The 17,237-nt window shown below is 40.2% G+C and carries 12 protein-coding genes; 4 read left to right on the top strand and 8 right to left on the bottom strand.

The window, feature by feature from the left end:
- Positions 1-454: 454 nt before the first annotated feature.
- Complete coding sequence (locus B2107_RS01780; protein ID WP_293952595.1) at positions 455-2,005, top strand: PAS domain-containing sensor histidine kinase; 1,551 nt, start codon at positions 455-457, stop codon at positions 2,003-2,005.
- Between the two features lie 5 nt (positions 2,006-2,010).
- Complete coding sequence (locus B2107_RS01775; protein ID WP_293952593.1) at positions 2,011-2,376, top strand: response regulator; 366 nt, start codon at positions 2,011-2,013, stop codon at positions 2,374-2,376.
- Positions 2,377-2,471: 95 nt separating this feature from the next.
- Here B2107_RS01775 and B2107_RS01770 read toward each other — a convergent pair whose 3' ends face one another.
- From B2107_RS01770 to B2107_RS01760, 3 genes are all read right to left on the bottom strand, one after another.
- Complete coding sequence (locus B2107_RS01770) at positions 2,472-2,834, bottom strand: response regulator (RefSeq protein WP_293952591.1); 363 nt, start codon at positions 2,832-2,834, stop codon at positions 2,472-2,474.
- Between the two features lie 216 nt (positions 2,835-3,050).
- Positions 3,051-3,908 carry a helix-turn-helix domain-containing protein gene (locus B2107_RS01765; protein ID WP_293952589.1) on the bottom strand — a complete coding sequence of 286 codons (858 nt, stop codon included), beginning with the start codon at positions 3,906-3,908 and terminating at the stop codon, positions 3,051-3,053.
- Positions 3,909-4,030: 122 nt separating this feature from the next.
- The gene (locus B2107_RS01760; RefSeq protein WP_293952587.1) at positions 4,031-6,214 is read right to left on the bottom strand and encodes an ATP-binding protein; all 2,184 of its coding nucleotides are present in this window, start codon (positions 6,212-6,214) and stop codon (positions 4,031-4,033) included.
- Positions 6,215-6,492: 278 nt separating this feature from the next.
- On the opposite strand from B2107_RS01760, the gene B2107_RS01755 reads away from it, so the two are divergent.
- Positions 6,493-6,741 carry a hypothetical protein gene (locus B2107_RS01755; RefSeq protein ID WP_209579862.1) on the top strand — a complete coding sequence of 83 codons (249 nt, stop codon included), beginning with the start codon at positions 6,493-6,495 and terminating at the stop codon, positions 6,739-6,741.
- A 168-nt stretch (positions 6,742-6,909) separates the two neighbouring features.
- Here B2107_RS01755 and B2107_RS01750 read toward each other — a convergent pair whose 3' ends face one another.
- The 3 genes from B2107_RS01750 to B2107_RS01740 form a co-directional block, all read right to left on the bottom strand.
- Entirely contained in the window at positions 6,910-9,069 is a 2,160-nt protein-coding gene (locus B2107_RS01750) for a TonB-dependent siderophore receptor (protein ID WP_293952585.1), read from the bottom strand.
- 683 nt (positions 9,070-9,752) lie between these two features.
- The gene (ggpS, locus tag B2107_RS01745) at positions 9,753-11,999 is read right to left on the bottom strand and encodes a glucosylglycerol-phosphate synthase (RefSeq protein ID WP_293952583.1); all 2,247 of its coding nucleotides are present in this window, start codon (positions 11,997-11,999) and stop codon (positions 9,753-9,755) included.
- A gap of 1 nt (position 12,000) precedes the next feature.
- Positions 12,001-13,035 carry an NAD(P)H-dependent glycerol-3-phosphate dehydrogenase gene (locus tag B2107_RS01740; protein WP_293952581.1) on the bottom strand — a complete coding sequence of 345 codons (1,035 nt, stop codon included), beginning with the start codon at positions 13,033-13,035 and terminating at the stop codon, positions 12,001-12,003.
- 124 nt (positions 13,036-13,159) lie between these two features.
- Here B2107_RS01740 and B2107_RS01735 point away from each other — a divergent pair, with 124 nt between their 5' ends.
- On the top strand, positions 13,160-14,479 hold the full coding sequence (locus B2107_RS01735) for a mechanosensitive ion channel family protein (RefSeq protein ID WP_293952579.1): 1,320 nt from the start codon (positions 13,160-13,162) through the stop codon (positions 14,477-14,479).
- Between the two features lie 63 nt (positions 14,480-14,542).
- Here B2107_RS01735 and B2107_RS01730 read toward each other — a convergent pair whose 3' ends face one another.
- Together B2107_RS01730 and B2107_RS01725 are read right to left on the bottom strand one after the other, a co-directional pair.
- Entirely contained in the window at positions 14,543-16,666 is a 2,124-nt protein-coding gene (locus tag B2107_RS01730; protein WP_293952577.1) for a cation:proton antiporter, read from the bottom strand.
- Entirely contained in the window at positions 16,663-17,217 is a 555-nt protein-coding gene (locus B2107_RS01725) for a hypothetical protein (protein ID WP_293952575.1), read from the bottom strand. The genes B2107_RS01730 and B2107_RS01725 overlap by 4 nt, the downstream gene beginning before the upstream one ends.
- Between the last annotated feature and the right edge of the window lie 20 nt (positions 17,218-17,237).

Raw genomic sequence — 17,237 nt, 5'->3', positions numbered from 1 at the left:
TGGAATACTATAAGACTACAACACCCAACGGTACATTATGAGGGCCTCCAAGCTATTTTTTTATACCTATAGACCAGCCATAAGAAAATGAAATTAACATTATTTACCCGCTAAAACTCACAATATTAATAAACATAAAAATTTATAAATAAACATATTAAATATATCTATATAAACTCACAGTTATAATACAAGCACATTAAAACCCGCCTATCGTGTATATTACACTTCAAGTTTACACTGTGCGTCAATATGAACTTTGTTCCTTCTTTAGTTTACGCGATAATATTTCTAAAATTATAGGGTAAAATGCAATAACCATATCGATTATTGTTACCGAGTATTTTTGCCCGCATTTATACGGTATTTAAAATAAGTTATTACAGTTTTCCATTTTATTTCGAATTTTGAATTAAATTCGCGCACCATGGTTAAGCGTGGTATACTATAGTATATGAGAAAAAATCCTTCCGGAAACAGCAATGCAAAGCAACGTAGCGAAAACAAGAACAATGATATAGATCTTTATCTAAAAGCATTGAATTCTGCCTATTCGGGAATTATTATTACGGACAATTTGCAGCATGACAACCCTATTATTTATTGTAATAAAGCTTTCGAAACCATCAGTGGATATACACAAGATGAAATAATAGGTCACAACTGTCGCTTTTTACAGGCACAAGATCGTTCGCAAGAAGAACGTAAAATTATTAAAGAAGCGATTCTGCGGGGTGAAGAATGCAAAATCGAAATTCGTAATTATCGCAAGGACGGATCGCTTTTTTGGAACGAGCTTTTTATTTCCCCGGTAAAGAACGATGAAAATCAGGTAACACATTTTATCGGTGTTCAAAATGATATCAGTGACCGCAAAAAAGCTGAGCACGATCTTCGTGAAGAAAAGTCACATGTTGAGCTCAAAATACAGCAGCGAACAAAAGAACTTCAGGACAAAGAAAGCTTTTTATCCAGCATTATTGAAACAGTTAGAGAGAGCCTCTTGGTATTAGATGCCAATTATATTGTAATAAGCGCCAACAAGCATTTCTTAAACTCTTTTAAAGTGACCACAGAGGAAACGGTAGGAAAGGAGTTATTTGATTTGGGTAATCAGCAATGGGATATTGCTTCTTTAAAAGAGATGCTTACACAGATACTGCCTACCAATAACCCAGTGATCGACTATGAAGTGGATCATACGTTCCCTTATATTGGGCGAAAAGTGATGTTGCTAAACGCCTATCGTGTTGAATTCGAAGGAAAATACAAAGACCGAATCCTCATCGCGATCGAAGATATCACTGAAAAGAAAGAGCAAGATCGACGTAAAGATGATTTCTTGTCTATCGCAAGCCACGAACTCAAAACGCCATTGACAACCATCAAGGGGCTTTTTCAGATTGTACAGCGACTCAGTGTCGACAATACAGATCCAAAGTTTATTTCGACATTAGATAAAATAGCAGCCTACATCGATCGGTTGAACCTGCTTATAACAAAACTCTTGGATACTTCTAAAATTCAATCTGGAAATTTGGAACTGCACATGGAACCATTTGAGATCGATAAAACGATACAGGACGCCGTAGAGAGTATGCGACTTGCCGTTCCTGACGCTGATATTCATTTTTCAGGTAGTTCGGATAGTATCGTGGAGGGCGACGAACTACAGATTATCCAAGTGCTCAATAATCTGCTATCAAATGCTATTAAATATTCTCCAGAATCTAAAAAAATTGAAGTTAGTATCCATAGGGTTGCTACCTTTGTCAAGGTGTCTGTGCGAGACTACGGTATGGGAATAAGCTATCAGGACAGATTAAAGATTTTCGAACGATTTTTCCGCGTCAGCCATATACAGAAAAAATTCCCGGGGTTAGGAATCGGTCTCTATGTTTCACACGAGATCATTGTCAATCACAACGGTACGTTGTGGGTGGAAAGTGAGCTGGGTGAAGGATCTACTTTTAATTTTACATTACCCATTCTAAATAATAAATAAAAAATATGCAGACTAAAAAGATAATGATCTGTGATGATGACCGAGGGATACTCGAAATGCTGGAACTTTTTTTAGATATGGAAGGATTTAATGTCATATGCGAATCGAATAGTACCAACCTGACAAAGCAATTAATTTCCCATCAGCCTGACCTATTGTTATTGGATCTTTGGATGCCAATAATTTCTGGTGATCAGCTGATCAAAATGATCCGAAGCACACCCGAAATCAAAGACACCCCCATCATCGTGCTTTCAGCTAGCGTGGATGGACCAGAGATTGCAAGCGGTTTAGGTGCCAATGGTTTTATCGCAAAACCTTTTGATCTGGTAGATATCACTCAAAAAATTGATACTATACTAAAGAATTAGTTTAAATAGGCATTGAAATACGCTCACTATATTTCATAAAAGCACTTTTAATCAAAAGTGCTTTTATTTTAAATACAAATAGTATATTAGCGAATTTATCGTCGACTTAGTTTATCAACCAATAAGAATAGATCGTCCAATTCAAATGGCTTGGACAAAAAGGCATCAGCTCCACATTCGGACGCAATCTGCTTTCCCTGCAACCTCACAGACATCAAGATTACCGGAAGATCGGCTTGTTTCTCCGAGTTTCTCAGCTCGCGTACGATATCGTCACCAGATAACCAAGGCATATCAATGTCCAATATTAGAATATCAGGGCATACTTCGTCCACAATGGCTAAAAGTTCCCTGCTTTTTATAACGGGATAAACATCGCTTAGTTCATTTTTTAAAGCTAGCTCTAATACGTTAAGGATAAGTACGTCATCATCACAAATAACAATTTTCTTTTTCATTTTTTGATTGTTTATAAACACCGCAATGATTGAAAAATATGGTCTAGGAGAGAATAAAAAAAATAGACCTAAGCTGGGTAGATAATTGGTTACCAAACCTATTGTATCATCTTTCTTTGAGATTTCGACAAGGTAGTCAATTTATGGGATAAACAATTGCTTTATTTAATTAAACATTCTATCAGCAGCGTCGGACGCTGCTGATAGAATGTTTAATTAAATAATGGAAATCCTAAAATCGAGCGGGGTAATTTGTGTTTTTCTTTTGAACAATCGGGTAAGCGACTGCGGATGCTCAAACTTCATTCGTTCCGCTATTTCAGCTACAGAAAGATCCGTTTCAGCTAATAGCTGCTTGGCAACAGTAACGATAAAATTTTCAATATGATACTGTGCTGTCTTTCCCGACACCTTTAGCGAGATATCATTAAGAAATCGTGCAGTACAATTTAATTTTTTCGATAATGATGCAGCGGTCGGTGGTGCTAGCATACAACGCCTCTCCTGGTCGAAAAATGTATACAGCTCCTTTAAGAATTGACACTGTAATGCATTAATTTCATCCGATTTATCTTCCATGAAGCGTTGGTAGAACCTTTGCATATGGTACAACAGCAGATTCAGATAGGAAGCGATTATTGTCGAATGAATTTCACTTTGAGGCATTTTGGTCTCTTCAACCAATAAGTTGAAGAGCTTCGCAATAAGACGCTGATGGTTGTCTTTCAGAACCAATGACTCCTGCATTGAGTATTCGAGAAATCCAAGATCCTTTAATCTGTTCCGCAGGCTATAACCTTTAAAAAGATCCGACCGAAAAGCAAAATAAGCGCCTTTTTTTAAACAACCTTTTATTTCGGAGACTGGAAAATAATACTGATTGAAGAATAATAATTTGTCGTACAATTCATCTGCATCATTAGTTGTTCCAAAAACTATGATGAAGCATTTATCTTCAATCAGTTTTTGAGCAGCATTCAGAAATTCATCATCATCATTAAAGTCGTCGAAATAATAGGTATGATTCAACTTAAAAGCATATTGCAATTCACTCATCTTGTCAGCACTCAGCATATATAATTATGTAATGGTATAAATTCTTAATATAATGATTCCAAAAAAGTCTCATATCATTATGAACCCATACATAATAGCGATTGTTTCCATTTTTTCAAAATTCACATCGTCCATTGTCCCTATATAGCTACAGGGACATTATTGAAGGTGACTGAAAAAGTAGTACCGACGCCAAGTTCACTTTCCACATGCAATGTTGCTTTGAGCTTATTAGCGATTTGCTTCACAATGGATAGACCAATGCCCGAACCTTCATAACCTTCGGTATTCGACATACGTCCAAAAATTTCAAAAATTCTATCACTCTCCTTCAGATCTATGCCAATTCCATTATCTTTTACATCATAACGAACGGTATCCCCATCCCTAAAGCTATTTACAGAGACTTTTGGATTTTCCTTCTTACTGCTGTATTTTATCGCATTGCCGATAAGATTCAGAAACAATTGATATATTAAGGTTCTCTCCCCCATAACCTGTAATGTCTCTCCCATATTAAATTCCAAATGGGACACCTGATATTGCTGCTTACAATTCTCAACGATATTAAGAATCTTTGACCGCGGATTGATCGGTTCAAAGACAAAGTCAACATGGTTTACTTTAGACATTTGATACACTTTGTCCATCATATCATTCATGAGTTGCGTTCCTTCCAAAATATTTTTCATTGACTTTTCTAGAAACTCCCGAGAGACATCCTTTTTATATAGCAACATCTGAGCCGTTAGCTGAATGGTAGTCAATGGATTTTTAAGATCGTGGGTCAACGTATATCCAAAAGTATCAAGTGCATTATTTGAGCGCACCAGTTCCCTGTTCAGTTTGTCAATTTCTCCGCCACGCTGCGCAATAGACTGCTGAATGATATGCGTCATATTTTCAATAAAGGCAATTTCTGAAGGACGCCATTTTTCGGACTTGCCTTTTGTTATCTTCTTCCACGCTTCAAACGAAGTGCGTGGCGAAGGAAAAGCAATCTTTTTTTCGGCGTCAATCTGCATCACTTTTTCTGGTTTCCCTGCCCAAACTTCTTCGATCAAACGCTCTTTCCTGAAAATATATAAGTACCAATTCGTTACAGGTAAAATGCTAATACGCAAAACACCAGGAAAAATCTCCACATCGTCACCAAAGCCAGTACACTTAAATCGATCGGTGACGAAAAACTCCTTAGTTCCAATCTCCTCATCAATCTTTTTGAGGATCTTTCTGTCCGGCACTTCACCGACAGTCATGATCGCCCGATCGCGTTTAATGATGAGCCCCTGCCCATTCATGACCTCCATGATCCGATTAGCATAATTTTCTAACACATCATGCAAGTCACGTTTGACCAACAATTCACTTTTTAAACTATGCTCCAGCTGAGAAAGGCTTTTATGCAAACGAACTTGTTCTTTCTGAAAATCTGCCAGGTAGCGGTTTACAGCATATTGAGTCAGCAATGTACATAAATGCCGTTGCGAGAGATCCACATGCATAGGTTCCCGATGCTGACATGCAACAAGTCCCCAGAGTTCATTATCGACAATGATACTAAAGCTAGCACTGGCCTTTACGCCGGCATTTTTAAGGTATTGCAAATGCATGGGCGAAAGTGCCCTTAAGCTACAGCGTGTCAGATCAAAATTTTCTGCAGCCTTGCCCATAATTGGAATTGCTCGTTCATCAACATCAGCCGTATGCCGCGCGTGGAAGATACGGTAAAGTTCTCGAGCCTGTGCTGGAATATCAAACTCCGGATACCTATAGTTTAACAGCGATTCTAATTCCTCGCTCCTACTTTCCGCAATCACCTGACCGCTATTATCCTCCATAAAACGATAAATCATCACCCGATCAAAGTGGATGATATCTTTTATCAGTTCGGTCAATGCCTGCCAGCAAGATTTCCCTTCACGTTGGTCTTCTAAATGCTTGGCGTAATAGTATAATTTGGTTGTTTTTACGGCTTGTAGAGCACAATCTTCAATCTCAAGATATATTTTTCCGTCATATCGGTATAAACTGAGAAAGTAATCTTTTTGATGAATCGTCACTCGTTCAACAAATCTGGCGAATAGACTTTGGGAAACTGCCTGTTCAATTTTATCTCCTCGTAGCCCAAACGACGGTGCGACATGATCCAGAACAGCTTCAACGGTCATACCTAACACCGTAGAACTTGCTGCCCCCATAATCACGGCACAATTTTCACTTACACCAACACACTTATCATCCTCGAAGATAAATAGATAGCCAAAAGACTGAATATTACCACAAAGATGAATCTTTTCATCATGACAATTAACTTCACGCATACACCTACTGTTTCATTAAATAAAAATATGGTAAAATCAATAGTTCTATTCTCCATCAATGCTATCATATGATGCTAAATTAATAAAAATTATTAGAATGTTAAACTATCCTATTTGCACCACAAAAACATGCAGAAATCTTCATTGGCATCTAGGCTATTTAAACCCAAAAGCGAACTACATCAGGTATCATTACCGTCGATTGTAACAAGTGTGTTGGCACAGTTTATTACTCGGGATAAAAGAACTTCCATATTTTTTTTGTATATTGTCTCACTATGAAGATAGTAGATATAACAAAAGACACGCTAATCAGTGCTCAGAAAGAAGGATTTACCGTATTAATAACCAAATTTAATTCAGATCCATTAAACCCAACATGGATTGTTGATAAGGTGGAAAAAGACAAGATAGAATCAAGCAAAAAAATACTGAGCGAAAACTATCAATTATGCTATTCCATTAAAGAAGCGATAATGACAGTTGATAGCCGCCCGTTTATTGGGAAATTACAGCTGAATAACTAATAGCATTTAATCTATTTATAATTTCCAACGTATTATTTTAAGCCCTGATAGCTAAAGTACTACATATAATATTTAACATATATCACAGTCGATCGCCCAAGCGATTGACTGTGATATAAATAAATACATATGCCATAATAATTGGAGCGTTGCGTTTAAATTTAGCTATCAAAAATGCAGTGACATCGACAAGATACACTGGCGCAGGCTCCCTGGGCTTATAAAGCCTCTTCCCCCGTAATAATAGCGGGTATTAAATAGATTGTCGGCAGTCAGATTGCATTTAAGTTGTCGGTATGCATAACCAATATTACCATTACAAAGGATATAGGAATCAGTATAAAAACTCCCCGCACTTCGGCTGTTAATGATTAGATCCTGACCCACATAGTTACCTCCGAATCCAACATTCCACTTGCTTTCTTTGGCTAACGGCCGGTCATAACTCACATACCAAGTGGAAGACCATTTGGGCCCAGCATTTACCGGTCTCAAACCCTGCACTGCAGCGTCAGCAACCGTTACTTTGCTTATGTTGTGGGCTCCCCCTACATGTATAAAGAGATTGGGTAAGGGTTCTGACTGTATATCCAGCTCCAGACCGCGGCTATATTGCCTCCCCCCCTGTGTATACTTCGTGGCATCGTTAGGATCTGTCATTACGGTGTTCCGTACGCTGATGGCATAATAACTCAATGTCAAATCGAGTGCATGATCAGGAACCGCTATTTTGACCCCAGATTCGAGCTGACTACCGTATTGCGGTTTTAAATTATACAAGACACCATTTATGCTCGTTGGCGCAAGATTTTGAAAGCCGCTCATATAATTTCCAAACAATGTCGCCACTTTTGGAAGAAGCTGATAAGTGAACCCTATCTTTGGGGTAATAGTTGATTGCTTATAATCCGCAGTAGTTGTGCCTGTTAGCAAATCTTTCGTCCCCAAATTGATCAGTCTATCATATCGCGCACTGAGCATCAATGTCAACGCATCTGTTGGATGGATAACATCTGAAATGTAAGCCGAATAACTGTTTTGCGGAGCAACGGAATTGCTGGGCTGTTTAGAAAGTACAAGATGACGGATCAGGTCTGCATGCAATAAATTTGCTGTAGGCAAAGGATTGGCGATGAGTATAGTATCGACATAACCGGCATTTTTATAATTCGCAGCATAGCTATAGCGGTGGTAATCAAGACCGACCAGCAATTTATTGTCCAGCCCCACTATATTAAAATGACCGATAAAGTTTTGTTGCACCTGATAATTACGCATACCCTCCTCATCATAGTGCAATACCCTCCTTGCTACGGCAGTATTACTTTTGATCAATAAGTTTGTTTGATAATCGCCGTTCGATGTACTATTTGTACTGGCCAAGTTTGTTTCAGACTGCCAATCCGGAGAAATGGTGTAACTTATCTTTGCATAAAAATTCAATGAAGATGTTTGCCATAGCAAAGTGTTATCGGTGTAAGATTTAAAATAATCTAAATTCAGGCTGCTGGAATGCTCAACATTGCTCAAAGTTCCACCGACGAGTGGATTTGCTGGCGTAAATAAAGGACTATTTGTCGTATTCCTGCGCAAGAATTCTGCCTCTAGCCTCACCTTAAGATCTGGACTTAACTGATAACTGAGACTCGGAGCGAGAAAAATACTTTTATTTATTCCTGCATCCTGAAAACTCTTTCGGGACGTATAGGTACCAAACATTCTGAACAGTGACTTATGGGTTGCATCCAAATGCGTATTTAGGTCAATATTGATGCGCTGCAAAGCATTGTTGCCTGTAGCCAGCGAAAAATTCATAAAGCTACTATCAATGGGTGCATACGTAAGTACATTGATCAGCCCGCCAAAAGCCATATTTGTTCCTCCAAACAATGTACCGCTCGGCCCCTTTATCACATCTATTTGCTGGATATTGCTATTTTCATCACTATACTGTAAATAAGCATTCAAGCCATTTCTAAAATTGCTCCGCGTCCGGAATCCACGAATAGTAAAGTAAGGTGCCACTCCGGCCCAGCTAGGTGTTACACCCGCCGCATTCGATAGCATCCCAGACTGGGTTGTGTAGTTTCTATTTTTAATGAGGTGTTTACCCACGCTGGCAGTTACCTGTGGATTTTCATAGTCAGGGATATTCATGCGGGCAGACTGAAAGCTAGCTTTATCCTTGGCGCTGAACCGTGCGTTGATATAAACAGAGTCAAGCTGTTTGGGCAATAGTGAATCTTTATATTGCGCTCTTGCAGTGCTGCTACAAATGGTAAATACAAGCGTAAACGTGAATACGTACGCTAAATATATCGTTTTCAAAAGCATTATAAGTTAAAGTGAACCAATAATAAATGTAGATTAAAACTAGAATCCAGTATAGCGAATCCCGGACAAACCGAAAGTCGTCATAATGAATAATAGATTTTATCTCAAAAAATGGGATAATCCGTTAGAATTATGCTAATGAAACAATGGGTGGTCTGAGTATTTTAGGAAAGAAATCAAACTTAAGAAACAAGGGAGACCTCGCCTTGCGAACAGAGCGCTCAGATTTTGGGGTAAACATTTTTGGCAAAGATGTCGAAAAATAGTGGTGACAGAAAAAAACCGGTGTTTTGGAGAAATATTCGTGAACATCTCTCTCACGTTGCGCCTCCTTCTTCAATATGCGTATAAGAAAGCATTTACCATCACAATGTAAGGCTGGGTTACTTTTATTGATACAATAGGTATTGGCAATTTCGCTACGATTCGCATAAAAGCTTAGCACAATAAAAATCTTGCTAAAGCTCATCAACATGACGCATAGCAGCAGCAGGTTTATTGTAATCGATTTGAAAATTCTCGCAACCATTGTTATAGCCGCAAATATAGCGATTCTTCAGCGAAAGGGGCCAAATTTTTATCAAATTTGACCCTCCTAATCTGCACGAGTTTTTCTGCGGTATCGATATACCCGCAATATGATCCTTAACTTATCAATTACCTAAAGAAACCGTCCATTAATATTTAACAGATTTTTCGAGCTCCTTCACAAAATCTTTTCCCCAATAATGGATATCGTAGTGCTCGATATGCTCATAAAGCCGACGGGCTCTCACTTGAGCCTCGCCCGGTTCCATCACCAAAGCTTTCAATAAGGCATCTTTCATACTCTTACGATCATAGGGATTTGTCAAAATGGCATAGGGCAGTTCCACCGATGCTCCCGCGAATTCGGAAAGTACAAGTGCTCCTGAAGTGTCCAGTAATCCATGGGTGGCAATGTATTCCTTTGCGACAAGGTTGAGGCCGTCACGCAAAGGTGTGATCCAGGCAATATCGCTTAACGCATAATGTTTGATAACCTCCTCAAAAGGAAGCGCTCTGTAAAAATACTGTATCGGAGTCCAATTCATCGTTGCATATTTTCCATTGATCTCACCCACTGCCTGATTCACCTGATCGCGGATTTCATCGTAGATTGTCATCCCCTGCGATGGCGGTGTACACACGTTCACCAGTTCAATCTTACCCCTAAATTCTGGGTATTCTGCTAAGAACTCTCCAAAAGCCTGAATTTTCTCCAACGGGCCTTTTACATAATCTAAACGCTCGATAGATATAATACGCTTTACTCCTGATTCGTCTTTGTTTCTTTTGAGCGCATTGATCTCCAGCCTCACCTGATCATCCATCAAAATCTGTTCGATATGATCCTTGTTTACGCCGACCGGTTGAGCTCCCAACCTGATCTGTCTACCGTCTACTTCAATGACCTTCGTCATTTGATCTACTCCGAGGGCACAGCTATAAGTCAGAAACTGATTGGCAACATTGACCTTTTTGATCACCTTAAAAGGTGTATGGCTACGGATTACATCCACAAAATTCTCTACGTAACGCGGAATATGAAAACTAATAAAATCGCAAAGCAGCAGACTTCCGATAATTTCTTTGCGCCACGGAATAATATTAAAAATGTCAGCCGCCGGAAAAGCGGTATGATGAAAGAAACCAATTTTTAGATCGGGTCGCATGGCCTTTAAAAACGACGGTACCATCCATAGGTTATATTCATGAATCCATACGAGGGCCCCATCGTCGGCTTCTTTTGCTATACGTTCGGCAAAGTACTTGTTAATCATCAAGTAGTGGTCCCAATCTTCGTGGTTAAACTTTGCACGGTCCACAAAAGAAAAGATAGTTGGCCAAAAGGCCTCTTTTGAGAACACGCGGTAGAATTTATCAATGTCTTCTTTTGACAACGATATGGTGGATGCTACCAGGTTGGGATACCTGCTTTCATCTACCAACTGATTAGGAACCGGCTGACCATCCGGCTGCAAAACTTCCTCGCCGATCCAAAGACCAGAACGCCCCTTTTCAAATAAGCCCAATAATGAAGGAATAATTCCGTTTGGACTTTTCGGAGACACCCGTACGGTCTTGCCATTGATCGATTCCTTTTCAAAAGGCAGTCGATGATACACCATCACGAGCTGATCCGATTTTTTAGCTCTGCCTTTTTGAGGCACTATTTTCTGTTCAGTACGGATGAGTTGCTGGAAAGGGCGATACTTGCTCATATACTCTAATATCCCACCCGCTCCGGCGGCCTCGGCAGCGTAAGCTGTGTCCATTTGACCAACAGCTTCAAGCAAGCTGCCCTCCGACTTTCCTACGGCAACACCGCGAAAACCGATCTCAAACAAGGCGAGATCATTAAGGGTATCTCCAGCTACCATTACATCGTCCGCCTCGACATCCAAAAATTCAATCAGCTTTTTAAGCGTTGTACCTTTGTTCACACCCTTCGGAAGCAAGTCCAGATACTGATCAGCCGAAGTAATCATATCACACTCATACCTGTCGGCCACCTGCTTTACTAGATTGAGGTCAACCTCAGGTTCATAAAAAAAAGAGCTGCGCCGCTGTTGTGGTACATGTTGGTAACGCAATTGCGGAATCTCATCCAGCGCTGAACGGATCGCATAAGTCTGCGGCCATTTTTCCTCAATTTCGCTCTGTAAAGGCTCAATTGCTTCCAGGCTGTGGCCATTCACCACTGTAGCTCCCACATCAGCTATTATAAAATCTGGCACCGGAATAAGTGGATCGCTCAGCAAAGGCAATACAGACTCCAAGCCTCTCCCTGTCACAAAAACCAGCTGCATATCCGCACTCGCCTTTATCAATCGATATAACCTGAGGCGGTCTTCCATTTTACCTCCCAAAAAAGTTCCATCTAAATCTGTTGCTAATATCATATTATCTTATATTCCTTTCTAAAAGTTTAAATTCATCTTTTGCTGCCATATGGTTGTAAAGCACCCGGTAGGCAGTCTGTAATAGGGGCATATTGAGTTCGAGACTTGATACGGTATTCATTAGCCCCTTTGTCGCATAGTAACCTTCGGCAACCATACCCATCATCCCACGAGCCTCAAAAGCCGAAAATCCCTGGCCGAGATATTGACCAAACTTCCTGTTGCGGCTATGCCTGGAGTATCCCGTCACCAATAAGTCGCCCAAATAGGTCGAGTTACCAAGCCGAGCATTGGGTACGCCAACAGCTTGCAGCAACAATCCCAGTTCGTCGATTGCATTCGCAACCAGCACAGCCATAAAGTTGTCGCCATAGTGCAATCCTTCAGCCATACCGCAGACAATACCGACCACATTTTTATAAATGGCCGCGTACTCCACCCCGATCATATCAGCGCTATAGTGCACCTCCATATAGGGTGATGCAAAACCGTTCGAAATCGTTTGAATAACGCTTTCATTCGACCCACATAAGGTTATATAAGTTTTTTTGTTTCTTGCAATTTCTTCTGCGTGGCAAGGGCCCGCGATAATCGCCTGCTGTAAGTCGGTCAGTTCAAAATGCCGGGCAATGAATGCACTGGGAAGCAAATTCTCCGGCCCTACGGTTCCTTTTATTGCGGTAATCACAAATTTGCCGCTCATATCCTTTTGGGGGATTGCTTCGCAAACTTGATCCAGTTGCGCACTTGGAACAACAAACAGGATCACTTTCGAGCGCGCCACGATCATATCCAGCTGATCAGAAGCATAAATTTTTGTATTATCAAGTTTTAAAAAAGGTAGGTAGTCGGGATTGATAGCATCGTCATTGATTGAGCGTACCTGTTCGGAACGCCGCATATACCAGTTCACATGTATGCTATTTTCTGTTAGAATTTTAACCAGGGCCGTGGCCCAACTCCCACCACCAATCACACTAATCTCATTCAAATTATTGGGGGTTTTAAAGAGGCAAAAACAGCGATTTTTTGCCATCGGGTTATCTATTAATTGACAAAAGTAATGAAAAATTAATCAATAAGCAAAAAATACCAATTAAAAGCGTATTTTAACGTACAAAAACACGTGTTAATATTTTTTCTTAAATTTGTCTGTTCATATGAAAAATTCAACTATGCTAAATCTCAGTGAACAATCATCAACTTCAATCTATCAGTACATTTTCGATCTCTTTTCCAAATTGGGCTTACCCGCACAGCAGTCCCATATAGCAACCGCTGCAGGGCTCCTTTTGACCGCAGCATTACTCCTCTATGTGCTCGACTATATCATGCGCGGTGTATTTTTTACAGCGCTAAATAAAATTGCACTTCGAACTTCAACCAAATGGGATGATTACCTTTTGAGCAATAAGGTACATATTCGAGTGAGTCGTGCCATTCTCGTTTTGCTGGCGCGACAGTTGTTACCGATTGTTTTTCTGGGCTTTCCAGTGTTAACGGCTGCTTTGGTAAAATTTTTGGATTTAGTGGTGTTGCTGACTATCTATCATCTTATGAATAGCCTATTGAAAACCTGCCGTGATATCTTCCGCACTTCAAATGGTTTTAAAGATAAGCCCATTGACAGTTACCTGCAGGTGGTACAGATTTTTTTAATTTTTGTGATCGGAACACTCGCTGTCTCACTTCTAACAGGAAACTCACCATGGTCCTTTCTCGTGTCACTGGGCGCAGCTTCCGCAATTCTGATGTTGGTATTTAAAGATACAATTTTGGGATTTGTTGCCAGTATTCAAGTGTCGGCCAATGACTCCGTGCGTGTTGGTGACTGGATTGAAATGCCCAAATATGGTGTAGATGGTGACGTGTTACAGATTAATCTTAACAATGTCAAAATACAGAATTGGGACAAAACCATTGTCACTATACCGACCTATACGCTTCTCAGCGATTCATTCAAAAATTATCGCGGAATGCAAGAGACTGGTGGTCGTCGTATTAAGCGCGCACTGAATATTAAAATGTCATCAGTACGGTATCTTAGCGAGGAGGAAATAACAGCATTGAAAAATATCCGAATACTATCGCCTTACATTGATCAGCGCGAACGCGAGATTGCCGCATATAATAAGACATGGAATACAGACAATTCTTCGCCAGTTAACGGCCGAAGAATGACGAACATTGGTCTATTTCGGGCTTATGTCCTCGCATACGCAAAAAACAACCCTAATATCCACCAAGAATTGACGTTATTGGTACGTCAGCTGGCTCCGACTGAATATGGCATACCCTTGGAATTATATATGTTTACCAAGGGAACACAATGGGTATATTTTGAAGATACGATGGCCGATATTTTTGACCATCTGCTCGCAGCAATCAAACACTTTCACTTGCAAATCTTTGAACTGCCGGCGGCAGACGATTTGCGTTTACTAGTATCGAGAGAAGAACATGCTGAATCTAGCTTGTAACAACTAACAAATAGTGCCCAATTGTCTTCCTATAAAAACTATTGGGCACTTTTCAGTAAACCGTTATCGGAATACCCGCTGGATCAGTTTACCGATCTCAGCAAAGTCTTGGTGATTACTAATCGCGCGCTTTTCTGACACGTCATTGTTATTATCAGTAAAGGGATAAATCAGTAGATAATTGTTATCAATCTGATTTTCGTTAAGGTATTGGGTAATGGTATGAATTGGCGACTTATACGAAAAGCGGTTACGGTCGGCCATTAGCACGATTAACCCCTGATCAGCTGTTAGTCCGCCAATAACCTGATCGACTTCTTTCCAGTCGGATATGGTTACAAATGACGCTTCGACAGCCGACTTTTTGATGATCCGATGAAGAATTTCGATGATATCTGCTGTACTGTAAAATATAAGTGGGGCACTCGAATTGCGCGCAATATTCCATATTTTTGATAGCGCTTCAAAAAAGCCGGATTCCCGGTATGCCAATGGGGGGATAAGCACAACATACTCTTTTACAGTTGAAATTGGTTGAATAGCACGGTATAACATTAAATTGACATGCTCATTTTTTAAATAGCCATTATACAGATTATACATAAAAGACGTTGAAAAGCCCTTATCTTTATCCAAGCCAATAATCAGATCCGAAATGGATTTTTCTTTAATCACATTATTTATTCCGTCAACTACTCCGTTGTCATGTCGGGTAATAGCCTGTACCTGCACATCAGCCGATGCTCCCAGTTTCACTGCGGATTCAAGAATCCTTTCTGCATTTTTTACCGAAGATTCATTCTTATCCTCACTAATGATATTTAAAGCAAAGAGCTGATCTTCTTTTGATTTTGTACGGATCAGCAGTCCCAAATTGACCATTTTTTCTGTCATCTGTTCGGTATTGATCGGCAATAGAATATGAGCATCGGGCAGCTTATCCCCTGCTATGGTATCTTCGCGATCTGCCTCAGCAATGCGCTGCGCATTGGACATTGACACAAAAGATGAGATCGTACACGAAATCAGAATCAGTAAAATACTCCCGTTCAGAACATGTTCATTGAGTAAACGAATGGGTTCACCTTCTGTTGTTTGGCCGAGAATAATATTATAACCCACCATAACAGTGGCTAATGTTGCGGCAGCAGAAGCCGAGCTCATCCCAAATATAAGCATACCCTCTTCTTTATTAAGACGGAAGGTCTTTTGCGTTAGCATGGCGGCTATATATTTACCACCAATAGAGGCGACCAACATGGTAGCTGCTACCCCAAGGGTTTCCCAGCTCTTAAAAAATGCCGAAAAATCAATGAGCATACCCACGCTAATGAGGAAGAATGGAATGAAAATAGCATTTCCAACAAATTCAATCCGGTTCATCAATGACGACGTATGTGGAATCAGGCGATTTAACGCGAGACCAGCAAAAAAGGCACCAATTATGGATTCAATACCGGCCAGTTCCGCCAAAATCGAAGCCAGATAGATCATCACGACGACAAAGATATATTGGGATATTTTGTCCGGCACGTTTTTAAAAAACCAGCGGGCTATAATCGGGAATACCAACAAGACAACCAAGGCAAAAGCAATCATTGAAACACCTAATCGAATCCAAAAGACTGTACCCACTTCCCCCTGAGACACGCCTACAATCACAGCCAACACCAAAAGAGTCAGCACATCTGTAATCATAGTCCCGCCAACGGTAATGTTGACGGAAAGATTTTTTGCTATGCCCAAACTACTGATCATAGGATAAACAATCAACGTATGTGACGAAAATAATGCGGCAAATAAAATTGAAGTCGCTAACGAAAAATGCAATACATAATATCCTCCGATAAATCCGAGGATAAACGGCGCCAAAAAAGTATAGATTGAGAACGTGATACTTTTCCATTTATTCTTCTTAAAGTCACCCATATCTATCTCCAATCCAGCTAGAAACATAATGTAAAGCAGCCCTGTCGTTCCTGTTACCACAACACTGCTGTCTCGCGAGAGCATATTGAAGCCATAGGGACCAACAATCGCACCTGCTACCAGTAAACCTAGCAGATGTGGAACTTTTATTTTATTGAGTAGCAGCGGCACCAGCAGTATAATGAGCAACTCGATAAAAAACTTAAGTAAAGGGTCTTCAACCGGAAAAGTAATGTGGTGAATACTGGCTAGGATCATCTTTCAGTGGGTGTAAGTTCAATAGAAAAGTTTGCTTGACAGTCGCCTTTTGTGCCGATCGTCTGTGTTCCGCGCATGATCTTAGCACCAATCAGATCAAGGTTCATCTGAACCCTCGCCCTACTTTCGTCCATACTATCTTGTACTTGAACCAAGCTAATTCGATTATCCAATAAAGAACCTTTAAAAAGTCGCGTCGTTTTATTTTTGGTATAGGTCTTTACATAAATACCTGTAGCATCAGCCATAAATTCCCATTGCTCGTTCCTCTGGTCACCAATTACATAATTGTTGCAATTCGACGAACGGCAGACCAATCTGCTACTCCATTGTCCTGCGATCGAATCTGGCCAATGCTGCACTATTGTGTCGGGCCTAAGCCGCTTGGATTCTGCTGCGCGCAGGCTATCCCGCATGGCTAATAATGCATCGTATTCAGACTCTTTCCGCGCAAAATCATGTTCTTTTTTTAAAAGTTGTTCTTCACGATCTTGCAAATCGTTCCTTCCAGTCTGACCGCAGGATACGATGAGTACTAAAAGAAATATCATGTATACTATATTCTTCACTT

The sequence above is a fragment of the Sphingobacterium sp. UBA7855 genome (assembly GCA_002500745.1).
Classification (GTDB): Bacteria; Bacteroidota; Bacteroidia; order Sphingobacteriales; family Sphingobacteriaceae; genus Sphingobacterium.
The sequence above is the reverse complement of the archived record's forward strand: the minus strand, read 5'-3'. Positions and strand labels throughout refer to the sequence as shown.